We start from the raw sequence: 21,813 nt of genomic DNA on the forward strand, positions 1-21,813 counted from the left end.
CGCAGCCCTATCGAGATCGGCCCGACCATGAGCAACAAGCGCGTCCTGATCATCAGCCACGGCCATCCCGCCTTCTCGCTGGGCGGCGCGGAGGTGGCCTCCTACAACCTGCACCAGGGGCTGCACGACCTGCCGGGCTGGGAGAGCCATTACCTGGCCCGCACCTCCCCGCCGGTCACGCCGCACGGCAGCTCCGCCCTGATGGCGCTGCGCCAGAAGGAGCGGGAGGTCCTCTACTACGCCAACGACTACGACCATTTCCGGCTGTCGAACCGCAACCTGCCGGGGCTGGAGAAGGACTTCGTCCGCTACGTCCGCGACCTTCAGCCGGACGTGGTGAACTTCCACCATTTCCTGGGGCTGGGGATCGAGACGATCCAGGCGATCCGGCAGGCGCTGCCGCGCGTGCCGATCGTGGTGACCTTCCACGAGTATCTGTCCATCTGCCACCACCACGGCCAGATGGTGAAGACCAGCCGCAACACGCTGTGCTACCGCGCCAGCCCGGCCGACTGCGCCGGCTGCTTCCCGCACATCGGCGAGGCGCAGTTCTTCAAGCGCGAGCTGTTCCTGAAGACCTTCCTGGAGCAGGCGGACTTCTACGTCAGCCCGTCGAACTTCCTGATCGACCGCTACGTCGACTGGGGCCTGCCCCGCGAGAAGTTCCGCATGATCGAGAACGGCCTGACCGTCGAGGGCATCGCCCCGCCCCGGCCCTTGGCCCGCGGCGGCAAGCGCAACCGCTTCGCCTTCTTCGGCCAGCTCACCGAGTTCAAGGGCGCCCATGTGCTGGTCGAGGCGATCGGCCGCGTCTCGGAGAAGGCATGGGGCGAGGACGGCGCGCTGATGATCTTCGGCGGCAACCTGGAGCGCCAGCCCGAGGCCTACCAGAAGAAGTTCAACGAGGCGGTGGAGCGCGCCGGCGACCGCGTGCGCTTCTACGGCAGCTACCGCTCCGCCGAGCTGCCCGGCCTGATGAAGGACGTGGACTGGGTGGTGATGCCATCCATCTGGTGGGAGAACTCGCCGGTGGTGATCCAGGAAGCCTTCCTGCACGGCCGCCCGATCATCTCCAGCAACATCGGCGGCATGGGCGAGAAGGTCACCCACGGCGTGGACGGCCTGCATTTCCGCAACGCCAGCGTCGAGGATCTGGTGGACCGCCTGACCGAGGCGCTGACCACGCCGGACCTGTGGGACCGTCTGCGCATGCGCATCCGCCGTCCCATCGACCGCGCGGAATGCGCACGCCGCCACGCCGACGTGTTCGACGCGCTGATCGCGAATGCGGGTGGCGGTGCCGTATCGATGCCCGAGCGGGCGGTGGCGCAGAAGCCGTGATGCGCTTCCTCCTTGCCCCCACCCTCCCGCTTCGCGGGTCCCTCCCTCCCCCGCTGCGCAGGGGAGGGCTTGAGGGGTATGCGGCGAAGTTCCCTCCCCCGCCCAGCGGGGGAGGGTCAGGGCGGTGGCAATACGCCGGCATCCTCCTCGCCACGCTCCTCCTCGCCGCCCCCTTGCACGCCGCCGACCTCCGCGTCAGCGTCCCAACGGGAGCCACGCTGGAGACCGTCTACGACCACCGCACCCAAGCCTGCGAGGACTGGGACGTGCCGGACGCCCCGGCGCGCGCCTGGAAGGCGGCGGACGGCAGCGTCCGGCTGCTCGCCGCGCACACCCGCGCGCGGACCCTCCGCGGCCCGTCGCTGAACGAGCTGCACCACGCCTGCCACATCGTCTTTCAGTCGTCGAAGCGCGACGACCCGGCGCGCTTCGACGACATGGGCTGGCTGACCTCGCCCTACACGCTGGACGGCACGACCGTCTACGGGCTGGTCCACAACGAGTATCACGGCCACAAGCGCCGCGACCTCTGCCCGACCGGCGACTACATGGCCTGCTGGTGGAACGCGCTGACCCTCACCGTCTCGCACGACGGCGGGCAGAGCTTCGGGCCGGCGCGCTACGTCGCCGGGGTGCCCTACCGCTTCCGCGGCGATCTGGGGAAGCGCGCCGGGCTGTTCGCGCCGAGCAACATCGTCGAGCGCGACGGCTGGTACTACGCCATGGCCTTCGCTGAGGGCATCGGCGCGCAGAAGCGCGGCGTCTGCCTGATGCGGACCCGCGACCTCGGCGATCCGGCGTCCTGGCGGGCGTGGGACGGGCGGGACTTCACCGTCCGCTTCCGCGATCCCTACACCGAGGGCGAGGCCGATCCCGCGGCGTCGGTCTGTGCGCCGCTGCCGCCCGACCGGTTGCCCTTCACCGTCACCAGCCTCGTCCGCCACACGCCGAGCGGCCTCTACGTCGCGGTGATGGCCGGGCGGCGGGCGGAACGCAAAGGCGCGGAGCCGGTGTCCGGCGTGTGGGTGTCGACCTCCGCCGACCTGATCGGCTGGTCCAGCCCCCGCCTCGCCTGGGCCGCACCGCTGCTCACCGATAAGACTTGCGCCGTGGACGAGACCTTCTACTACCCGGCCATTCTCGATCCGGACGCCAGAAGCCGGAATTTCGAGGACACGGATGGAAACGCCCAACTCTACCTGACCCGGCTTGCCCAGAAAAATTGCAAGCCGACCAGGGATCGCGATCTGGTCCGAATAATGATCCGGGTTGAGCCGTCCCAAGGCGGCTAAAATTAATCAAGATAAAACCCGAACCCCGCAACCTTCCACCACCCCGACCCCAGGAGAATTAAATTGGCTAACATCCTAGTCATGATTCCCTCCGGCGAAGTCTATGACCATGACTGCGTGCGGTGGTACAGCTACCAGAACATTCAGCGTAGCATCAATCATTACCACAACATCGGCGACGCCTTCGTCTACGATTCCTCGCTGAAGCTGCTGACCTTCGACCGTCTCGACGTCGTCGAGATCCGCGAGTTCAAGCAAGAGGTGGTGGACCGGGCCAATGCCGAATACGATTACGTGTTCCTGCGCGGGTCGAACTACATCCACGACCACATGACCTGGCCGGAAGGCACGGAGCAGGTGCTGTCCAAGCTGCGCATCCCAGTCATCGCCTTCGGCGTCGGCGCCCAGGCCCCGGCCACCGGCAAGCTGACGCTGTCGGACGAGAGCAAGCGCATCTGGCAGATGTTCGCCGACAAGTCGACGACGCTGGGCGTGCGCGGCACCTACACCGCTGAAGTGCTGTGGGACCTCGGCATCAAGAACGTGCGCATCGTCGGCTGTCCGACCGCCTTCCGCAACCGCGATCCGGAGCTGCGCATCGACCTGCCGTCGCTGGACAGCGTGCGCAACGTCGGCATCACCATGCGCCGCGAGGTGTCCAGCCACTATTCGCCGGACGTGAAGACCTACCTCACCCGCCACCGCGACTTCGTCAAGGACATGAGCCGCCGCTTCGACACCGTCCTGATGATGCAGGGCGAGGTCGAGGAGAAGAAGCTGCTCTGGGGCACCGACGAGCAGAAGTCCGAGGCCTGGGACGAGCTGCACAACAACAACTGGCTGAAGAACTGGTACTTCGACGAGGAGCTGGACGAGCTGTACCGCTCGCGCCTGTGGTACTCGGACGTCGTCGCCGACTATGAGAACATCGTGCGCTCGAAGGACCTCGTGCTGGGCTACCGCCTGCACGGCAACCTGATGGCGCTGTCGAATGGCACGCCGTCGGTCTATTTCAGCTACGACAGCCGCACGGCGGAGTTCGCGGAGACCTTCGCGATCCCCTGCTACGACGTCTATTCCGACAAGCCCTTCGTCCTGGAGGAATACTGGGACCAGAGCCTGTTCGAGAAGTTCAACCGCACCTTCTACCAGCGCTACCGCGACATGCGGGAGTTCCTGGACGAGAACTACATCCCGCACCGCATGCCCAGCCCGACCGCGCGCAAGTCGCCGCAGCGCAAGGCGGCCTGACGGCGGTTGCCGCAAAGAGGGGCGCCGGTTCCGGAGAATGTTTTCTCCGGGGCCGGCGCCCCGTTCCCGTTCCTTCTCCCGCTTACTCGCGAGTGCCCGCCATGCCCGACGTCGCCACGCCCGACACCCTGTCCTCCAGCCCCGTCGCGGCGGAGCCTGCGGCGTCCGTCATCGAAGGCCGGGTGGACGCAGTCCAGGCCGGACGGATCTACGGCTGGGCCTGGGACCGCTCCTACCCCGCCGACCGCCTGACGGTGGAGTTCCGCGCCGAGATGCCGGACGGCCGCAGCGTGGTCCTGGGGCGTGCGTTGGCCGATCGCCCGCGCGAGGATCTGGTGGGCGGCAACTTCGGCGACGGGCACCATGCCTTCGAGGCCGACCTTGAAGTTCCGGAGGGGCTCGACCAGACGCGCGTCGTTGCCGTGGTCGTGGCGCCCAGCACCGGCACCATCGCCACCTTCGCCCAGCCGAGCGCCGAGGAGAAGCTGCTGGAACGCACGCTCGCCCCGCATCTGGTGCGCATCGCCGCCGGGCTGGACGCCGCCCGCCGCGATCACCAGCAGATCGCCGCCGGCCAGCAGGGCATCGCCCGGCTGCTGCGCGAGACGCAGGAGCGCATCGCCGCCGGCCAGGCCGGAGCCGGTGCCGCCGTGGCGCAGCAAGCAGCCCTGTCGGACGCGCTCCACAGCCTTCAGGAGCGGGTGGCCGGGCTGGAAGTCTTCCTCGTCCGCATGGACACGACGCTGCGTGGATTCGACGACGCGCTGAAGGTGAAGGCGGCCAAGTCGCACGCCCCCGCCATCATCGCGGCCCTGGCCTCGGCCGTGGGAGCCTTCGCCGCGACGGTGATCGGGCTGGCGATCTTCGGATAACGGTCGCCCTCCCGGCTCCTGCTCCAAAACTCCGTTTCATCGTTCCCGGGCGCTTCAGCCGCCGCCGACCCCGGCGGCGGCTTTGCCGTGCGCCGGTGGTGGACGCGCCGCCGCTCCGCGTGCCACCCTGCGTGACGCGCGTCCCGCCGGGAACTTGCGGGCCGCGATGCGGCGTTCTGGACATCCCTGAAACGAACCGCATTCCGAGCCGACAAGGCCGATGGTCTTAACCGGGAGACATGCGACATGCCCGCAGACGGTCCGTCCACCCCTCCGAATCCCCCGCTCGGCGGCAGCCTCATCACGCCCAAGGATCTCCACGCGATCACCGAAGCGCAGGAGATGGCCCGGCGGAAGGAGGCGCAGGAGCTTGAGAAGAAAAGGCAGGAGGAGCAGAACGCGATCCATGACGCCTTCATGCACCAGCACATCCGTCCCGACGCCAAGGAGCGCTTCACCCACGCCGTGCGCGCCGCAGCGGAACGCGGAGAAACCGAAATCCAGATCGTGCGCTTTCCGAGCAGCTATTGCAGCGATGGCGGCCGGGCGATCAACAATTTCGAGCCCGACTGGCCGGACAGCCTCACCGGTTTCGCGCGAGAGGTTTACGATAACTACGACCGTTATCTACGCCCCGCCGGCTACAAGCTGCGCGCCCAGATTCTGAGCTATCCCGGCGGCATGCCCGGTGATGTCGGCGTCTTCCTGCACTGGTGATCGCCGGCATCCGAACGCACCGACGCCCGGCCAAGGAATGGCCGGGCGCGGTCGTCGCCGAAACGATGGAGAGAGAACCCGTCCTTAGGCGGTCGGGCTGGCCTTGGAGGCCGAGGAGATGGTGTTGTTGGCAACGTTCTGGCTGATGCTGTCGGCGATGGACACCGCCGAGCGGCCGTTGTTGTTGTTGAAGATGTTGTCGTGCACGTCGAGCGTGATCGACCCGGCGCCCTTCAGGTGCTCCATGATGCCGCCGTTGTTGTTGAAGATCTCGTTGCCGTAGATCTTGTAGGTGACGCTGGTGCCCTGATTCTGGCCGACCGAGATGCCGACGTTGGCGTTGCCGTAGATCGTGTTGTCGTAGATCTCGGTGCTCGACTTGGCGAGGATGCCGGCGCCGCGCGGGTTGTCGTAGATCGTGTTGTCGTGGATCTTCAGCGTGCTGTTGGCCTGGCTGTGGTCGTGGTACAGCCCGTGCGACCGGCCGTCGCCGCCGCCGGCGCCGTTGTTGAAGATCGTGTTGCCGGCGATCTCACCGCTCAGGATGCGGCCGTTCCAGCCCGAATACACACCGTCGGTCCGCCAGCCGTTGTCGCTGATGGTGTTGTTGGTGAAGTACTGGTCGGCGTTGTCGGCGGAGTAATGCACGATGCCGTAGGCGCCGTTGCCGTCGATCGTGGAATGGTCGATCCGCAGCCCGTGCGAGGTGCCGCTGATGACGACGCCCGAGCCGTGGTTGTCGACGATCTGCGAGTTGGTGACCTTCACGTTGTCGGCGCCGCCGTTGAGCAGCAGGCCGGCGTCGCCCGAACCCTTCATGGTCAGGCTGTCGAAGGTGATGTTGTCCTTGTTGTTCAGGCTGACGGCGTAGCTGGAGCCGCTGGCCGCCTCAATCACCGGGTTGGCGCCGGAGCCGTAGGCGCCGTAGACGATCGGCTTGTCGGAGGTGCCGGAGGTCGAGGCCAGAAGGCTGTCGTGCCAGGTCTCGCCACGCTCGAACAGGACCAGCGAACCGGCCGCGAAGTTGGTCGAGTTCACCTTGTCCAGCGACTTCCAGGCCTGGTTCGCGTCGTGGCCGGAGTTGCTGTCGCTGCCATTGGTCGCATCGACGTAGTAGATCTGCGAGGCCGGGGTGGACGGGTAGTCCGACGTGCCGGAGGTCGGCGCCGTGGGGGCGGCCGGGGCCGCGGCGGCGGTCGTCGCGAAGAACTCCTTCGGCGCGGCGACGGCCAGCGTGCCGTTCCACCACATGTTGGCCTGACCCGGGACGACGTCCTTGCCGTCGAGCGCGCCCTTGTCATAGGTGACGGACGGATCGGTCGGGGCGACCTTGTGGCCGTTGATGGAGATGGCGTTGACCGTCAGGTTGCGGTCCTGCCCATCGACGGCGCCGTCGTTGTCGTACTGGATCTGAATCTTGTGCGCCTGATCGGCGGTCACGTTGGCATCGAAGGAGAAATCCTTGGCATCGCCGCCCGCGGTGCCTTCGCCGACCACGGCGCCGTCCACCAGCAGTTTGAAATGGGGCGAGACGCCGCCCGCAGCGGTGCCGGAGGCGTTCACGACGATCTTGGCGGTGGAGGCGGCAGCGGCCGTGGCATCGGCCAGCGCCAGAGGCTGTGCGGTGGTCTGGAGTGCCTGGAGATGGAGAATTGAGTCCGGCGTCGCGGTGCTGTCGGCGGTCACCGGGGTGATGCTGTCGACAACAGCCTGAAACGGATCGGCACCAGAATCGCTGACAAAACCGGTCGTGTCGGCGTGGTTCTGATGATCAAGCTCAATGGCCATATGTTCCATGGTCTTTCACTCTTTCCTTTTTTACAGCGCCACGTTTGTGGCGGTGGGCGGGAATGTGCGCGGATCGCGCCGTCCCGCTTGCTGTGCGCTCAATCGTTTTCGACAGGACCGGAGCCTAGCCAGCACCGTGTGGCCTTAAATGGTTCGATTTTAGGATAATTAGTTTTTGAAGTGCGCCAAATCCGTCACAGGAATTTACCCAACGAAAGAGGTAGTTCCTCGAATTTAAGCGTTACCACGAAGGGGGTAACTCTTTCGGTAAATTTTTGAAATTGCATCGAAATACAAGAATTTAGCAGCCGATTATCGATGGCTTCTTGCGCCGCACCCAATGATTGGGCCCGGTCGTCTTGTGACATTCCTGTTGAAGAAAGCTGGGATGCCACATACCATACGCCACACGGACAGTTTGAATAACAAACAATCCGTCTCGCCAGACAATCCAAAAATGATGAGCCGTGCCGACGGAAGCCCGGCCACCCAAAAGGGAAGGAATGAGGCATGAAGGACGTACAGCGCCCGCGCTGCGCGCGGAAGACCCCTTTTGACTCCTTCGCTTTTAAAAGACCCCATAGAAGAACGCTCGCCAGCGGAACGGCTCTGGCCGGCGCGCTCGGCCTTCTGCTGCTCCCGGTCGCGGCCCAGGCCGCCTGGGAGCCGACCAAATCGGTCGAATTCGTCGTCCCGGCGGGAACCGGTGGCGGCGCCGACCAGATGGCGCGGATGATCCAGGGTATCATTCAGAAGAACAACCTGATGGGCCAGCCCATCGTCGTCATCAACAAGTCGGGCGGCGCCGGCGCGGAAGGCTTCCTCGACGTCAAGTCGTCGAACCGCAACCCGCACAAGATCATCATCACCCTGTCCAACCTGTTCACCACGCCCCTGGCGACCGGCGTTCCCTTCTCCTGGAAGGACATGACCCCGGTGGCAATGCTGGCGCTGGACAACTTCGTCCTGTGGGTGAACAGCGAGGCTCCGCAGAAATCGCCCAAGGAGTTCGTCGAGGCCGCGAAGGAGGGCGGCGCCAACCGCTTCAAGATGGGCGGCACCGGTTCCAAGCAGGAGGACCAGATCATCACCGCCGCCATCGAGCAGTCGGCGGGCGTCACCTTCACCTACGTCCCCTACAAGGGCGGCGGCGACGTGGCGGCCCAGCTCGTCGGCAACCACATCAACGCCAGCGTCAACAACCCGATCGAGGCGGTGTCGCAATGGCGGGCCGGCGCGCTGCGGCCCTTGTGCGTCTTCGACAAGGAGCGCATCCCGCTGAAGGAGCCGGTGGCCGACGGCAAGTCGTGGAACAGCATCCCGACCTGCAAGGAGTCCGGGCTGGACGTGGAATACACCATGCTGCGCGGCATCTTCATGGGGCCGGGCGTCACGCCGGAGCAGATCGCCTACTATGTGGACCTCTTCAAGAAAGTCCGCGAGACGGAGGAGTGGAAGGACTTCATGGCGAAAGGGGCCTTCAACGTCAGCTTCAAGACCGGCGACGAGTTCAAGACTTGGCTGACCGCGGCGGAAACCCAGCATAAGACGCTGATGGACAAGGCGGGCTTCACCAAGCAATAGCCCCTCTCGTCCGACGCGCGGCCCCCGGGGCATCGCGCCCCGGGCGCCCTCCCCAACCTTTCGGGTTTTCGTGGGAGTGAGCCATGGAGCATGGAACGCAGAACAGTGATCCGGTCGTCTCGAACCGGACCATGGAGATCGTCGTCGCCGGGCTGTTTGCCCTCGTCGCCCTGGTGGTGATGGCCGACAGCATCCGCGTCGGCAACGGCTGGGGGTCCGACGGGCCGAAGGCCGGTTACTTCCCCTTCTATGTCGGCCTGATCATGCTGGTCAGCAGTCTGGCCACGCTGACGGTCAACCTCTGGCGCCACAGCGGCGAACGAACCGCCTTCGTCGAGAAGCACCAGCTCGCCCTGGTTCTCAAGGTGCTGGTCCCCAGCGCCGTCTTCGTGATCCTGACTGCCTTCCTGGGCATCTATCTGTCGGCGGTGCTGTTCATCGCCTTCTTCATGCATTGGGTGGGCAAGTATCCGCTCAAGACGATCCTGCCCGTCGCCATCCTCGTGCCCGCGGGCCTCTTCGTGATGTTCGAGATCTGGTTCCTGGTACCGCTTCCCAAGGGGCCGGTGGAGACGATGTTCGGGTTCTGACCAGTCCAGTTTTTTAAAAGCCGGGGCGGCCGCGGGAACGGCCGCGCACACCGAAGCAGCGGCAGGCATCCGCGACGAACCAGCCCATGCGGCGGGGACGAACCCCGCCCTGCGCGCTCAAGACGCGACGCTTCCAGACGGAACGGGCGCGGATGCCGGAAAGGGAGGGAAACTTGGAAGCGCTCGGGTCACTCATACACGGGTTCGGCGTGCTCGCCGATCCCATGAACATCGCCTACATGTTCATCGGCATCACGCTGGGCGTCCTGATCGGCGTGCTGCCGGGGCTGGGCGGGGCGAACGGGGTGGCGATCCTGCTGCCCCTGACCTTCAGCATGTCGCCGACCTCCGCCATCATCATGCTCTCCTGCATCTATTGGGGGGCGTTGTTCGGCGGGGCCATCACCTCGGTCCTGTTCAACATACCGGGCGAGCCATGGTCGGTGGCGACCACCTTCGACGGCCACCCCATGGCGCAGAAGGGCCATGCGGGCGAGGCGCTGACGGCGGCCTTCACCTCGTCCTTCTTCGGGGCGTTCGTGGCGGTCCTGCTCATCACCTTCCTGGCCCCGGTGATCGCCGGCTTCGCCCTGCGCTTCGGCCCGGCGGAGTTCTTCGCGGTCCAGCTTCTGACATTTTGCAGTTTCGTCGGCATGGGCAGCGAGTCCCCCTTCAAGGTGCTGTGCGCCATGATGCTGGGCTTCGCGCTGGCCGCGGTCGGGCTGGACAGCGTGACCGGCGAACTGCGCATGACCTTCGGCTCGGTGGAGATGCTGCGCGGCTTCGACTTCCTGATCGCGGTCATCGGCCTGTTCGGCATCGGCGAAATCCTCCTGACCATGGAGGAAGGGCTCGCCTTCAAGGGCAAGAGTGCCAAGATCAACGCCAAGGTCGTGTGGGAGACCTGGAAGAGCCTGCCCCGCTACTGGGTCACTGCCATCCGCGGCTCCATCGTCGGCTGCTGGATGGGCATCACGCCCGGCGGCGCCACCCCAGCCTCCTTCATGAGCTACGGCCTCGCCAAGCGCTTCTCCAAGAACCGCCAGAATTTCGGCAACGGCGAGGTGGAGGGCGTGGTCGCTCCGGAAACCGCGGCCCACGCCGCCGGCACCAGCGCGCTGCTGCCCATGCTGACTCTGGGCATCCCCGGCTCGCCCACCGCGGCGGTGCTGCTGGGCGGCCTGCTGATCTGGGGGCTCCAGCCCGGCCCGCTGCTGTTCGTCGAACAGAAGGAGTTTGTCTGGGGCCTGATCGCCAGCATGTATCTGGGCAACATCGCCGGGCTGATCGTGGTGCTGACCACGGTTCCGGTCTTCGCCTCGATCCTGCGCATCCCCTTCAGCATCATCGCGCCGGTCATCGTGGTGATCTGCGCGGTCGGTGCCTACACGGTGCACAACGCCTTCCTCGACATCGTCATGATGCTGGTGTTCGGCGTCGTCGGCTACGTCTTCAAGAAGCTGTCCTACCCGCTGGCCCCGCTGGTGCTGGCCCTGGTGCTGGGCGACATGGCGGAAAGCTCCTTCCGGCAGGCCATGCTGGTGTCGCAGGGCGATCTGGCGATCTTCTGGTCCAACCCGCTGGTCGGCAGCATCGTCACCCTGGCGCTGGTCATGCTGTTCTGGCCGGTGCTCTCCGCCCTGCTGCGCAAGCGGCAGTCCCGGCAGGACGGCGGGACCCAGGTGATCCCCGTGAAATAGGTGATCCCGGTGAAATAGCTCCACCCACTCCCCCGCCGGCGTCCGGGACGGGACGTCCGGCGGGGGACCTTCTTCTCACATCGGGGGATTCGGGACGATGGACACGTCCGATTTCATGATCGCTCTGCTCCAGATCATCTGGATCGACATCCTGCTGAGCGGCGACAACGCGCTGGTCATCGCGCTGGCCTGCCGCTCGCTGCCGCCGAAGCAACAGAAGATCGGCGTCTTCCTCGGCACCGCCGCGGCCATAGTGCTGCGCGTGCTGTTCGCCGTCATCATCGCCTATCTGCTGGCTATCCCGTACCTGAAGATCATCGGCGGGGCGCTGCTGTTCTGGATCGCCATCAAGCTGATGCTGCCCACCGAGGAGGAGGCGCAGGCGGAGCATGATGGCACCTCCGCCGGGCTGTGGGGGGTGGTCCGCACCATCGTGATCGCCGACGCGGTGATGAGCCTGGACAACGTCATCGCCATCGCCGCCGCCTCGCACGGCAACACGGTCCTCCTGGTCCTGGGGCTGGCCATCAGCATTCCGCTGATCGTCTTCGGCAGCACGCTGATCCTGAAGGCCATCGAACGGCTGCCGGCCCTGGTCTATGCGGGCGCCGGGCTGCTCGGCTACATCGCGGCGGAAGTCATCCTCACCGACCCGAGCATCCATTCTCACGTGACGGAAAGCCTGCCGGTGCTGACCGGGACGGCGCCCTTCGTCGCGGCGCTGGGGGTGATGACGGCCGGCTTCCTGATGGCCCGAAGCATCAACCGCCGCCGCGCCATGGTGGAGACCGATCCGGCCTGAGGAGCCGTCAGCAGGAAGAAGGGCGACGGGGCTCGCGGCAGCGACCGCCCCGGACCGCCCGAAAACGGCTCGGCAGGGCCATGGCGCGCACATCGCTGGTGATCTCGGAGATGAGGCCCGGATCGTTCCGCAAAATCTCCGTCACCACGGCGGCCAACCCGGCCAGGGCGAACACGACGGCAAGACTCTCCAACATGGGGAACTCCGGACTCTGACCACACTCATGCTGCGTTGCAGCACAGATGGCGCAAAGTCCGTTGGGGAGCAAGGGATAAGAAACGTAGCATTTCGTATACCAGACACGCAGCAGGAGCCGGACACAGGCTCCGCACCGCCAGTTCAGGGAGGAACGTCGAGATGCAAGCGAAGGATGTCATGACATCGCCGGTCATCACGGTGGCGCTGGACACCCCCGTGCCGGACATCGCAGAACTGCTTTTGAGCCATCGGATCAGCGGCTTGCCGGTGGTGGACCAGGATGGTCGCGCGGTCGGCATCATCAGCGAGGGGGACCTTCTGCGCCGGGTGGAGACGGGAACCGACCGTCCGCGCGCCCGCTGGCTGGAGATGCTGGTAGGCCGCAACGTGCAGGCCGCCGACTTCCTGAAGACCCATGGGCGCTGCGCGCGCGACGTCATGTCGCGGCCGATCCACGCCGTCGCCCCCGACACGGAGATCGCGGAGATCGCCGACCTGATGGAGGACAAGCGGATCAAGCGCGCGCCCGTCCTGGTCGACGGGCGTCCGGTCGGCATCATCAGCCGGGCCAACCTGCTGCATGGGCTGCTCCGCAACCGGCGCGGCGCCGCCGACTTCGGTACGTCCGGCGACGAAGCGATCCGCGCCGCGCTGCTGGAGGCGTTGGACGGACAGTCCTGGGTGGACCTCGATCGGATCAACATCGTCGTCAACGACGGGGTCGTGCAGCTCTGGGGCATGGTCGACAGCGAGGAGCAGCGCCGCGCCCTGCACACCGCGGCAAGCGGCGTGAGCGGCGTCAAGCGCGTGGAGGAGCATCTGAACCGGAACCGCTTCGTCGGGTGATCTCCCGGCCATCCGCCCCATCGAAGGAGCAGCCCGATGCCGCCACCCGAACTGTCCGTCCAACCGCTGGATTCCGGCGCCACCTTCCGCAACCAGGTCTACCGAAAGCTGAAGCAGGCCATCATCCAGATGGACATCTACGACCACCCCGGTGACGTCCGGCTGGACGAACGCCAGCTCAGCGGCCTGCTGGGCGTCAGCCGGACCCCGATCCGCGAGGCCCTGACCCTGCTGGAGCAGGAAGGTCTGGTGCGGCTGGAGCCGCGGCGGGGAATCTACATCGTCCGCAAGACCAAGACCGAGATCATCGAGATGATCATCGCCTGGGCGGCACTGGAAAGCATGGCGACCCGCCTCGCCGCCGAGCGCGCCACCGAGGAGGACATCGGCACGCTGTGGAACATCTTCCGCAGCTTCGAGGAGCAGGCTCCGTCCGACAACATCCAGGAATATTCCGACGCCAACATCGAGTTCCACAAGGCGATCATCCGCCTCAGCCGGGCGCGCATCCTGGAAACGCTGACCGACAACCTGTTCATCCACATGCGGGCCATCCGCAAGCTGTCCATCCGGCAGGACAACCGGGCCGAACAGTCGATGCACGAGCACCGCGAGATCATCCGTGCGCTGGAGCGGCGCGACGGCGAGTTGGCCGAGCGTCTGGCGCGCGAGCACACGCTGGGTCTGGCCGCCCATGTCGAGCGGCACGGCGACTTCCTCGACTGGCTGCGTCTGGCCGAGGTGCGCAATCCTGAGGCGCGCGGGGCGGAGATCAAGGCCGCGTTCAAGGACGGCCTGCCACTGATGTAGCAGCGGACCGCGGACTGCAATTTAACCCTCTCCCCCCTGGGGAGAGGGTGGCCCGAAGGGCCGGTGAGGGGGTCGTGCGTTTCCGATACGTCCGGCCCAAGCGCATCCCCCTCACCCTAACCCTCTCCCCGGAGGGGAGAGGGAATTACGCCTCCCGCTCACTTCATCGACGGGAAGGAGAACTGCGCGCCTTCGCGCACGCCGCCAGCCGGCCAGCGCTGGGTGATCGTCTTGCGCCGGGTGTAGAAGCGCACGCCGTCCGGCCCGTAGGCCGCCAGATCGCCGAACAGCGACCGCTTCCAGCCGCCGAAGCTGTGATAGGCCACCGGCACCGGCAGCGGCACGTTGACGCCGACCATGCCGACCTTGATCGCGTCGCTGAAATAGCGCGCGGCCTCGCCGTCGCGGGTGAACAGGCAGGTGCCGTTGCCGTATTCGTGGGCGTCGATCAGGTCCATGCCCTCCTGCATCGTCTTTACGCGCACGACGCAGAGCACCGGGCCGAAGATCTCTTCCCGATAGATGCTCATGTCCGGCGTCACCCGGTCGAACAGACAGCCGCCGAGGAAGAAGCCGCCCTCGTGCCCCGGCACCACCAGCCCGCGGCCGTCGACCACCAGCTCCGCCCCTTCGGCGACGCCCTGGTCGACAAAGCCCTTCACCTTCTCGAAATGGGCGCGGGTGACCAGCGGACCCATGTCGCAGCCGGTGCCGGTCCCCGCCCCCACCGTCAGGCCGCGCACCTGCTCCGCCAGCATCGCCACCACGCGGTCAGCGGTTTCGTCGCCCACCGCAACGACCACGGAGATCGCCATGCAGCGCTCCCCGCAGGAGCCGTAGGCCGCCCCTATGATCGCGCTGACCGCGTTGTCGAGATCGGCATCGGGCATGACGATGGCGTGGTTCTTGGCCCCGCCCAATGCCTGCACGCGTTTCCCATGAGCGGTGCCGGTGGCGTAGACATACTCGGCGACCGGCGTCGAGCCAACGAAGCTGACCGCCTGGACGCGCGGGTCGGTCAGCAGCGTGTCCACCGCCTCCTTGTCGCCATGGACGACGTTCAGCACGCCCGGCGGCAGTCCTGCCTCCTGGGCCAGCTGCGCGACGAGCAGGGAAGCGCTCGGGTCGCGCTCCGACGGCTTCAGGATGAAGCTGTTGCCGCAGGCCACAGCAACCGGGAACATCCACAGCGGGACCATGGCCGGGAAGTTGAAGGGCGTAATGCCCGCCACGACGCCCAGCGGCTGGAACTCCGACCAGCTGTCGATGCCCGGCCCGACATTCTTGGAATGCTCGCCCTTCAGCAGATCGGCGATGCCGCAGGCGTACTCGACATTCTCGATGCCGCGGGTCAGCTCGCCGCGGGCGTCCTCCAGCGTCTTGCCGTGCTCCCGCGTGATCGCCGCGCAGACGCGGTCGGCGTTGTCTTCCAGCAATTGCCGGAAGCGGAACATCACCCGTGCCCGCTTGGCCGGCGGCGTCGCCCGCCACGCCGGGAAGGCGGCCTCTGCGGCGGCGATGGCCAATTCCACGGTGGCGCGGCCGGCCAGCGGGACGCGGCCGACGGTCTCGCCCGTCGCCGGGTTCACGATGTCGGCGCTGCGGCTGTCGGCGGGGGCGTCGGCCGTGCCGCCGATGAGGTGCGGAACGAGGGTCATGGCGTTTCCATTGTCCTCCTTCGGTGGCTCAGGCGGTTGCCTGGATGGCGTCGGCGACGGCGTTCATCAGCCGGTCGAGGTCGTCGCGCTCGCTGATGAAATGCGGGCCGAACTGCAGCGTGTCGCCGCCGAAGCGGACGTAGAAGCCCGCCTTCCAGCACTTCATGGCGATCTCGTAGGGCCGGCGGGCCGGCTCGCCCGGCAGGGCGGCGATCTGCACCGCGCCGCACAGCCCGTAGTTGCGGATGTCGGTGACGTGCTTCAGCCCCTTCAGCCCGTGCAGCACCGTCTCGAAATGCGGAGCCAGATCCGCCGCCTTCTCGGCCAGCCGGTCCCGCTCGAACAGCTCCAGCGCGGCGAGGCCGGCGGCGCAGGCAACGGGGTGGGCGGAGTAGGTGTAGCCGTGCGGGAACTCGACCATGTAGTCGGCGCCGCTATTGTCCATGAAGGTTTGGTAGATCTCATGGTTGGCGACGACGGCCCCCATCGGCACCGCGCCGTTGGTCAGGCCCTTGGCGACGTTCATGATGTCGGGGACCACGCCGAAGGCGTCGGCGCCGAAGGCGGCCCCCATGCGGCCGAAGCCGGTGATGACCTCGTCGAAGATCAGCAGGATGTCGTGCTTGTCGCACAGCGCACGCAGCCGCTTCAGATAGCCCTTGGGCGGCGGCAGCACGCCCGCCGATCCGGCCAGCGGCTCCACGATCACCGCGGCGATGTTGGAGGCGTCGTGCAGGGCGACCAGTTCCTCCAGCGCGTCGGCCAGTTCGGCGCCCTGCTCCGGCAGGCCCTTGGTGAAGGCGTTCTGCGGCAGCAGTGTGTGCGGCAGATGGTCGGCCTCGACGCCCGAGCCGAACAGCTTGCGGTTGCCGCCGATGCCGCCCAGGCTGATGCCGCCGAAATTGACGCCGTGATAGCCCTTGGACCGGCCGATCAGCTTGGTCTTGGTCGGCTGGCCCTTCAGCCGCCAATAGGCGCGCGCCATCTTCAGCGACGTATCGGTTGCCTCCGACCCTGAATTGACGAAGAACACGTGGTCCAGCCCGGCCGGCGTCATCGAGGCCAGCTTGTGCGCCAGCTTGAAGGCCGCCGGGTGGCCGAACTGGAAGGCCGGGCTGTAGTCCAGCTCGGCGATCTGCCGGGCGACGGCCTCGCTGATCTCGCGGCGGCTGTGCCCGGCGCCGCAACACCACAGGCCGGACAGGCTGTCGTAGATCTTCCGACCCTCGGTGTCCCAGTACCAGGCGCCTTCGGCGCGGGCGATCAGGCGCGGGTTCGCCTTGAATTCGCGGTTCGCCGTGAAAGGCATCCAGTGGGCGTCCAGCTCCTCGCGCGTCAGCCCGGCGGTCGGGGCGGTTCCGGCTTTCTGGCTCTCGTCCAACGGCGGCATCGGGCGGCGCTCCTGCTGGTTTGGGTGGTCATCGGAAATCGCTTCGGAAAACAGTGTGCGCGGAGGCTTGGTTGCGGTTAAATCCAAACCATTCAAACCTTACGCAAGCATCCGCTTACCTATCCATGACCAAGCCCGCCCGCCCCTTGAGCGGCCTCAACGACGCCGACCTGCGCCTGCTGCGCGTCTTCAAGACGGTGGTGGAGTGCGGCGGCTTTTCCGCGGCGGAGGTGGAGCTGAACATCAGCCGCGCCGCCATCAGCCTGCACATGGCCGACCTGGAGCGGCGGCTGGGGCTGCGGCTGTGCCGGCGCGGGCGGGCGGGCTTTCTGCTGACCGACGAGGGGCGCATGGCCTACGAGGCGGCGCTGCGCCTGTTCGCCGGCCTGGAGAGCTTCCGCAGCGAGATCAACGCCGCGCACGGGCGGCTGCGCGGCGAATTGAACATCGGCATCACCGACAACCTCGTGACGATGCCGAAGATGCGGGTGACCGACGCGCTCCGCGGCCTCAAGCAGCAGGGGCCGGAGGTGCGGGTGAACATCCGCATGATCCCGCCCAACGAGATTGAGCGCGGCGTGCTGGACGGGCGCCTGCAGGTCGGCGTGGTGCCGGCGCGGCGCGCCCTGCCCGGCCTGGACCGTCTGCCGCTGTACCAGGAGGAGTCACACCTTTACTGCGGGCGCGGCCATCCGCTGTTCGATGCGGAAACGGTGCCCGACGCCGCGGTAGAGGCCGCCGATGCCGTCGCCCCGACCGAGGCGCAGCAGGTGCCGGAGGCGGCGGGGGTGCAGCAGGCGCTGACCGCCACCGCCACCGCCACCGACCGCGAGGGCGTGGCCTTCCTCATCCTGACCGGCTGCTATGTCGGCTTCCTGCCCACCCATTACGCGCAGCAATGGGTCGAACGCGGGGCGATGCGCGCCCTTCTTCCGGATCGCTTCCATTACGCCCAGGAGTTCCAGGCAGTCACCAAAGCGGGCACGCAGGCCAATCTGGTGCTGGAGCGGTTTCTCGACCTGCTGAGACGGACGGGGCTGGAGGGGCCAGGAATGAAGAGGGTGGGCAGCCCCCAAAAATCAGGGTGATTTCCATTGACGCCGAACCGCTCACGCCCCACCGTAATTGAGGGGGATACGAACAAAGAACCGGTGGGGGAGCGCGGCCATGGTGATGCTGACCGAACAGTTCGTCATCGACTATCTGCTGTTCGCCGCAGTCCTCCTCACCGTCACCTGCTCCCTGCTCGGCAGTTTCTTTCTCAGCGCGCTCACCCGCCAGACAGGCGCCCTTCCACGTCTGCTGCTGTGGGGCGTTCCGGCGACCCTGCTCAGCACCGCCCTGTGGTCGCTGGCCATGCCCGCAGACCAAGCACTCGTCGTCGGCGTGGCCACCGCCGGAGCGACGCTCATCGGTCAGCATCTCCTGCCCTTCGGCCCGGTCGGCCAAGCCGGCTCCTGGTCATGGGAGGCGTTGCTGTTCCGCGGCCTGTCCTGGACCGGGCGCACCGCCCTGATGCTCGCTCCCGCCGTGTGGCTCGGCGGCATGCCGTCCTGGATCCTGTGGTTCGCCCTGGCCGGCCCCATGAACGCGGCCATCTTCGCCCTGTGCCAGTTGCGCGGCACCAACCCGGCGCTGCGCCGGTCGGTGGAACAGGGCGATGTCCTGTGGGGCGGCTCCCAGGGGGCGGTTCTGGGCGGCCTGCCGGCGTTCCTGATGCTTTTGTGACCGGTCCCCAGAAAACCGGGGATGAATCCACCGTACTCATACGAAAATGCACCGGGTGGGTCTTGCGTGGGTGGGACGACCGGGCCATCTGTGCGGGACTGGCTCCGGGCCCCTCTGGCGGTCCACTTGGTACGGACCGCGATGTCGGAGCCCTTCACTTGAGCGGACGGCTCAGCCGTCCCCTTCTGGAGGGTCCGTATGACCGCTACCTCTTTTTCTTCTTTCCGTTACGGTTCCGCCTACAACGAGACGGCGCATGTCGCCGCGCGCCAGCGGCTTGAATGGCTGGCACGGACGATGGACAGCGCCATCCGCGTGCCGGGGACCAACATCACCTTTGGCGCCGATGCGGTGCTGGGTCTGATCCCCGGCTTCGGCAACCTCGCCACCACGGCGGTGTCCGGCTATCTCATCCGCGAGGCCTGGAGGCTCGGCGTGCCGCGCGGCAAGCTGCTGCGCATGGTCGGCAACGTGGCGATGGACAGCTTGGTCAGCGCCGTCCCGGTCGCCGGCAACATCGCCGACGTGTTCTGGAAGGCCAACCGCAAGAACATGGCGATCCTCGCCGAGCATCTGGACGGCCATCCCCCGCAAGGCGACCGGACCAATCACCGCCGTCGCTCGGCGCCCTACACCATCGACGGCGAGTGGCGCCGGACGCGTTGACGGGGGGCGTCACTCCCCGCTGAACCGGATGCGGTGGTTTTCCAGCATCAGCTCGTCCAACCGGCGGCCGGCGGTGAAGCCCGCCAGCCCCGGCGGGACCGGCGTATTGGCGGGAAGCCGCGGACAGGGTTCGGCGGCGCCGATCACCTGAACCACCGGATAGCGGGCGGTGTAGATGGGTAATTCCATGTCCTCGCCCTCATCCGACAGGCCCTTGCCCCGGACCTTGGCGCTCGCCTCCTCGATCTCCATGCCGACGACCATAGTCGCCTTGATCTCCTGCACCGTGCTGGTTCGCAACTCGGCGCTGCGCCCCGGATAGAAGCGGTCGACCATGGCGTCGAGCGCGCGAGCCTTGGCCTCCGGCTCCTCGACGATGCGCGCGGTGCCGAAACACATGGCCGACCGATAATCGGCCGAATGGTTGAACCCACAGCGGGCCAACACGAGGCTGTCGAGATGCGTCACGGTCAGGCAGACCGGCAGGCCGTCGCGCTGCGACCGCAGCATCCGGCTGGCCGAGGAGCCGTGCCAGTAGAGATGCTCACCCTCCCGCCAGAAGGCCGTGGGGGTGCAGTAGGGCTGCCCGTCGATCACGTAGGCGATGTGCGCGATCATCGCGCCGTCAAGGATGGCGTGAACGGATTCGCGATCGTAGCGCCCCCGCTCGTGCAGGCGTTTCACACGATTGCGGTCGGTGATTGGATAGCTGTCGGACGGAACGGCCTCGGACATCGTGGAACTCACTTCGCGGCGGTGGACAACGGCGCCATTAGAGCCTAGCCATTGGTCTGGCGTGAGAGCCAATTGCGACCTTGTCGACTGGACCAATCCGATGCCCGCCGATTTGTCCGACCTGATGCTTCTCCCTATCGACCGGACGGGCGGGGAACCGCTGCTGCGGCAGGTCTACGGCGCGCTGCGCCGGGCTATCCTGTCCGGCGCCCTGCCTCCCGGAGGAAAGCTGCCGCCGACGCGCGCCCTGGCCGAACGGCTCGGCGTCGCCCGCAACACGGTGGTCGCCGCCTATGAGCAGCTTCTGGCCGAAGGTTTCATCGAAGGGCGCGTCGGGGCGGGCAGCTTCGTGTCCCGCGACCTGCCGGACGGGCTGGAGATTCCACCGCCGGAACCGCCCCGCCTTGTCCCCTCCCCACCGCCATCGGCCACACCTTTCGGCACCCTCCCGTTCAGTACGGGGCGCTGCGCGCTGGACGAGCGCAGTTTGCGGATCTGGCGCAGCCTGACCCTGCGGCACCTGCAGCGGCCCGACCCGGAGATGCTCGGCTATGGCGAGCCCGGCGGGCCGGCGGCGCTGCGGGAGGCCATTGCCCGCTATCTCAAAAGCGCGCGGGCGGTGCGCTGCGAGCCCGAGCAGGTGGTGATCACCGCCGGCGCCCAACAGGCCATCGACCTCGTGCTGCGGGTACTGCTGCGGCCGGGCGATGCGGTGTGGCTGGAAGACCCCTGCTACCCCGCGGTGCGCGCCGCGCTTGAGGCAGCGCGGGCGCGCGTCGTGCCGGTGCCTGTCGATGGGCAGGGCATGGCGGTGGCAGCGGGCGTCGCCGTGGCGCCGGACGCCCGGCTGGCCTATGTCACTCCGTCCTCCCACTACCCGCTGGGGGTCGTGCTGTCGATGGCGCGGCGCATGGAGCTTCTGGCCTGGGCGTACAGGGCCGGCGCCTGGGTGCTGGAGGACGATTACGACAGTGAGTTCCGCTACGCGGGCCGACCGCTTGCCTCGCTCCAGGGGATCGACGGCGGCGGGCGGGTCATCTATGTCGGCACCTTCAGCAAGGTCCTGTTTCCCGGCCTGCGGCTCGGCTACGCCGTGCTGCCGCCCGAGCTGCTGGACCCGGTGCTCGCCATGCGTCGCCTGACCGATTGGCACCCGGCGACGCTCTACACGGGTGTGGTGACGGATTTCCTGAACGACGGCCATTTCGGCCCGCACCTGCGCCGCATGCGCCGCCGCTATACGGCCGCGCGGGACGCGCTGGCCGACGCCATCGGCGCGCATCTCTCCCCCTGGATGGAGGCGGAGGTGCCGGAGCAAGGCATGAAGCTGATCGCCCGGCTGCGCCCCGGCCTGTCGGACCGCGACGTGGAGGCGGTGGCGGCCCGGCGGGGCATCGCTGTGCGCCCGGTCAGCCCGATGCACATCGCCGCCCCGCCGTTGCAGGCGCTGATACTGGGCTTCACCGGCCACGAGCCGGGCGCCCTGCGCCACGCCGCCCGCGAACTGGCCGCCGCGTTGGTGGCTGCACGATTAGACGTCTAATCCTCTTTTTTGAGCGCAAAAGATTTAATCTTAAAAAGCCTATTCCCACCAATGCGCTTTGGGCGCCGCACTCCCTGGCTTTCTCCGGCCGCGCGGCGATCCCGGCCCTATGGGGTAGCCCCGATACCCCGTTTTCGAGCCGCTCCCCTCCCGTCGTTCGGCGCTCCCTACCCCCGATACCCTGTGCAAGGCATGCCCCAACCTTGCGACGATCAAGCTGCACGCCTGTTGAGGGGTGGCGCCGGTCCTTCGCCGTTTCCAGGCGTTTTTTGCCGGCGTCCAGTCCATTCGAATACGGAGAT

General features: G+C 67.0%; 20 protein-coding genes. 15 read left to right on the forward strand and 5 right to left on the reverse strand.

Translation table 11 applies throughout. The annotated features are described in order from the left end of the window. Positions 1-27: 27 nt before the first annotated feature. From H1Q64_RS28460 to H1Q64_RS28480, 5 genes are all read left to right on the forward strand, one after another. Positions 28-1,341 (forward strand): glycosyltransferase family 4 protein, encoded by a 1,314-nt coding sequence (locus tag H1Q64_RS28460; RefSeq protein WP_014241733.1) that lies wholly within the window; start codon positions 28-30, stop codon positions 1,339-1,341. Positions 1,342-1,514: 173 nt separating this feature from the next. Next, the gene (locus H1Q64_RS28465) at positions 1,515-2,633 is read left to right on the forward strand and encodes a hypothetical protein (protein ID WP_237907246.1); all 1,119 of its coding nucleotides are present in this window, start codon (positions 1,515-1,517) and stop codon (positions 2,631-2,633) included. A 63-nt stretch (positions 2,634-2,696) separates the two neighbouring features. Then, positions 2,697-3,884, forward strand: a complete 1,188-nt coding sequence (locus tag H1Q64_RS28470) for a polysaccharide pyruvyl transferase family protein (RefSeq protein WP_237907247.1) — start codon at positions 2,697-2,699, stop codon at positions 3,882-3,884. A gap of 101 nt (positions 3,885-3,985) precedes the next feature. Continuing rightward, a complete protein-coding gene (locus H1Q64_RS28475; protein ID WP_237907248.1) occupies positions 3,986-4,756 on the forward strand; it encodes a hypothetical protein in 771 nt (256 codons plus the stop codon). Positions 4,757-5,002: 246 nt separating this feature from the next. Then, positions 5,003-5,473, forward strand: coding sequence for a hypothetical protein (locus H1Q64_RS28480; RefSeq protein WP_237907249.1), 471 nt, complete (start codon positions 5,003-5,005; stop codon positions 5,471-5,473). An 84-nt stretch (positions 5,474-5,557) separates the two neighbouring features. Here the strand turns inward: H1Q64_RS28480 and H1Q64_RS28485 are convergent, their stop codons facing one another. Beyond that, entirely contained in the window at positions 5,558-7,270 is a 1,713-nt protein-coding gene (locus H1Q64_RS28485; protein WP_237907250.1) for a right-handed parallel beta-helix repeat-containing protein, read from the reverse strand. Positions 7,271-7,771: 501 nt separating this feature from the next. Between H1Q64_RS28485 and H1Q64_RS28490 the strand changes: the two genes are divergently transcribed. The 4 genes from H1Q64_RS28490 (at position 7,772) to H1Q64_RS28505 (ending at position 11,937) form a co-directional block, all read left to right on the forward strand. After that, positions 7,772-8,845, forward strand: a complete 1,074-nt coding sequence (locus H1Q64_RS28490; protein WP_237907251.1) for a Bug family tripartite tricarboxylate transporter substrate binding protein — start codon at positions 7,772-7,774, stop codon at positions 8,843-8,845. Positions 8,846-8,928: 83 nt separating this feature from the next. After that, the gene (locus H1Q64_RS28495; protein ID WP_237907252.1) at positions 8,929-9,435 is read left to right on the forward strand and encodes a tripartite tricarboxylate transporter TctB family protein; all 507 of its coding nucleotides are present in this window, start codon (positions 8,929-8,931) and stop codon (positions 9,433-9,435) included. Positions 9,436-9,587: 152 nt separating this feature from the next. Then, the gene (locus H1Q64_RS28500; RefSeq protein ID WP_419468869.1) at positions 9,588-11,135 is read left to right on the forward strand and encodes a tripartite tricarboxylate transporter permease; all 1,548 of its coding nucleotides are present in this window, start codon (positions 9,588-9,590) and stop codon (positions 11,133-11,135) included. A 97-nt stretch (positions 11,136-11,232) separates the two neighbouring features. Continuing rightward, positions 11,233-11,937: a TerC family protein gene (locus tag H1Q64_RS28505; protein WP_237907254.1), complete on the forward strand. Its 705-nt coding sequence runs from the start codon at positions 11,233-11,235 to the stop codon at positions 11,935-11,937. Between the two features lie 7 nt (positions 11,938-11,944). Here H1Q64_RS28505 and H1Q64_RS28510 read toward each other — a convergent pair whose 3' ends face one another. Next, complete coding sequence (locus H1Q64_RS28510; RefSeq protein WP_237907255.1) at positions 11,945-12,133, reverse strand: hypothetical protein; 189 nt, start codon at positions 12,131-12,133, stop codon at positions 11,945-11,947. 161 nt (positions 12,134-12,294) lie between these two features. Between H1Q64_RS28510 and H1Q64_RS28515 the strand changes: the two genes are divergently transcribed. Together H1Q64_RS28515 and H1Q64_RS28520 are read left to right on the forward strand one after the other, a co-directional pair. Continuing rightward, on the forward strand, positions 12,295-12,981 hold the full coding sequence (locus H1Q64_RS28515; protein ID WP_237907256.1) for a CBS domain-containing protein: 687 nt from the start codon (positions 12,295-12,297) through the stop codon (positions 12,979-12,981). Between the two features lie 36 nt (positions 12,982-13,017). Then, entirely contained in the window at positions 13,018-13,791 is a 774-nt protein-coding gene (locus H1Q64_RS28520) for a GntR family transcriptional regulator (RefSeq protein ID WP_237907257.1), read from the forward strand. A 158-nt stretch (positions 13,792-13,949) separates the two neighbouring features. On the opposite strand, the gene H1Q64_RS28525 is transcribed toward H1Q64_RS28520, so the two are convergent. Continuing rightward, on the reverse strand, positions 13,950-15,449 hold the full coding sequence (locus tag H1Q64_RS28525) for a CoA-acylating methylmalonate-semialdehyde dehydrogenase (RefSeq protein WP_237907258.1): 1,500 nt from the start codon (positions 15,447-15,449) through the stop codon (positions 13,950-13,952). 28 nt (positions 15,450-15,477) lie between these two features. Then, the gene (locus tag H1Q64_RS28530) at positions 15,478-16,839 is read right to left on the reverse strand and encodes an aspartate aminotransferase family protein (protein WP_330874626.1); all 1,362 of its coding nucleotides are present in this window, start codon (positions 16,837-16,839) and stop codon (positions 15,478-15,480) included. Between the two features lie 125 nt (positions 16,840-16,964). On the opposite strand from H1Q64_RS28530, the gene H1Q64_RS28535 reads away from it, so the two are divergent. The 3 genes from H1Q64_RS28535 to H1Q64_RS28545 all read left to right on the forward strand — a co-directional run bounded on the left by H1Q64_RS28535 (position 16,965) and on the right by H1Q64_RS28545 (position 19,233). After that, positions 16,965-17,927, forward strand: a complete 963-nt coding sequence (locus H1Q64_RS28535) for a LysR family transcriptional regulator (protein ID WP_237907259.1) — start codon at positions 16,965-16,967, stop codon at positions 17,925-17,927. A gap of 79 nt (positions 17,928-18,006) precedes the next feature. After that, positions 18,007-18,567 carry a hypothetical protein gene (locus tag H1Q64_RS28540; RefSeq protein ID WP_237907260.1) on the forward strand — a complete coding sequence of 187 codons (561 nt, stop codon included), beginning with the start codon at positions 18,007-18,009 and terminating at the stop codon, positions 18,565-18,567. Positions 18,568-18,765: 198 nt separating this feature from the next. Further along, the gene (locus H1Q64_RS28545; protein WP_237907261.1) at positions 18,766-19,233 is read left to right on the forward strand and encodes a DUF4112 domain-containing protein; all 468 of its coding nucleotides are present in this window, start codon (positions 18,766-18,768) and stop codon (positions 19,231-19,233) included. Between the two features lie 9 nt (positions 19,234-19,242). Here H1Q64_RS28545 and H1Q64_RS28550 read toward each other — a convergent pair whose 3' ends face one another. Beyond that, a complete protein-coding gene (locus tag H1Q64_RS28550) occupies positions 19,243-19,968 on the reverse strand; it encodes a pyridoxamine 5'-phosphate oxidase family protein (RefSeq protein ID WP_237907262.1) in 726 nt (241 codons plus the stop codon). Positions 19,969-20,068: 100 nt separating this feature from the next. Between H1Q64_RS28550 and H1Q64_RS28555 the strand changes: the two genes are divergently transcribed. Continuing rightward, positions 20,069-21,511 carry a PLP-dependent aminotransferase family protein gene (locus H1Q64_RS28555; protein ID WP_237907263.1) on the forward strand — a complete coding sequence of 481 codons (1,443 nt, stop codon included), beginning with the start codon at positions 20,069-20,071 and terminating at the stop codon, positions 21,509-21,511. The last annotated feature ends 302 nt before the right edge of the window (positions 21,512-21,813 follow it).

The sequence above is a fragment of the Azospirillum brasilense genome (assembly GCF_022023855.1).
Lineage (GTDB): Bacteria > Pseudomonadota > Alphaproteobacteria > Azospirillales > Azospirillaceae > Azospirillum > Azospirillum brasilense_F.

Excerpts from the sequence above, each read along its gene's own strand:
- H1Q64_RS28490 (WP_237907251.1), top strand. The coding sequence starts at position 7,772 with ATGAAGGACGTACAGCGCCCGCGCTGCGCGCGGAAGACCCCTTTTGAC.
- H1Q64_RS28555 (WP_237907263.1), top strand. The coding sequence starts at position 20,069 with ATGCCCGCCGATTTGTCCGACCTGATGCTTCTCCCTATCGACCGGACG.
- H1Q64_RS28545 (WP_237907261.1), top strand. The coding sequence starts at position 18,766 with ATGACCGCTACCTCTTTTTCTTCTTTCCGTTACGGTTCCGCCTACAAC.
- H1Q64_RS28495 (WP_237907252.1), top strand. The coding sequence starts at position 8,929 with ATGGAGCATGGAACGCAGAACAGTGATCCGGTCGTCTCGAACCGGACC.
- H1Q64_RS28475 (WP_237907248.1), top strand. The coding sequence starts at position 3,986 with ATGCCCGACGTCGCCACGCCCGACACCCTGTCCTCCAGCCCCGTCGCG.
- H1Q64_RS28530 (WP_330874626.1), bottom strand. The coding sequence starts at position 16,839 with ATGCCGCCGTTGGACGAGAGCCAGAAAGCCGGAACCGCCCCGACCGCC.
- H1Q64_RS28500 (WP_419468869.1), top strand. The coding sequence starts at position 9,588 with ATGCCGGAAAGGGAGGGAAACTTGGAAGCGCTCGGGTCACTCATACAC.
- H1Q64_RS28485 (WP_237907250.1), bottom strand. The coding sequence starts at position 7,270 with ATGGAACATATGGCCATTGAGCTTGATCATCAGAACCACGCCGACACG.
- H1Q64_RS28550 (WP_237907262.1), bottom strand. The coding sequence starts at position 19,968 with ATGTCCGAGGCCGTTCCGTCCGACAGCTATCCAATCACCGACCGCAAT.
- H1Q64_RS28520 (WP_237907257.1), top strand. The coding sequence starts at position 13,018 with ATGCCGCCACCCGAACTGTCCGTCCAACCGCTGGATTCCGGCGCCACC.
- H1Q64_RS28460 (WP_014241733.1), top strand. The coding sequence starts at position 28 with ATGAGCAACAAGCGCGTCCTGATCATCAGCCACGGCCATCCCGCCTTC.
- H1Q64_RS28510 (WP_237907255.1), bottom strand. The coding sequence starts at position 12,133 with ATGTTGGAGAGTCTTGCCGTCGTGTTCGCCCTGGCCGGGTTGGCCGCC.
- H1Q64_RS28540 (WP_237907260.1), top strand. The coding sequence starts at position 18,007 with ATGGTGATGCTGACCGAACAGTTCGTCATCGACTATCTGCTGTTCGCC.
- H1Q64_RS28505 (WP_237907254.1), top strand. The coding sequence starts at position 11,233 with ATGGACACGTCCGATTTCATGATCGCTCTGCTCCAGATCATCTGGATC.
- H1Q64_RS28525 (WP_237907258.1), bottom strand. The coding sequence starts at position 15,449 with ATGACCCTCGTTCCGCACCTCATCGGCGGCACGGCCGACGCCCCCGCC.
- H1Q64_RS28535 (WP_237907259.1), top strand. The coding sequence starts at position 16,965 with ATGACCAAGCCCGCCCGCCCCTTGAGCGGCCTCAACGACGCCGACCTG.
- H1Q64_RS28480 (WP_237907249.1), top strand. The coding sequence starts at position 5,003 with ATGCCCGCAGACGGTCCGTCCACCCCTCCGAATCCCCCGCTCGGCGGC.
- H1Q64_RS28515 (WP_237907256.1), top strand. The coding sequence starts at position 12,295 with ATGCAAGCGAAGGATGTCATGACATCGCCGGTCATCACGGTGGCGCTG.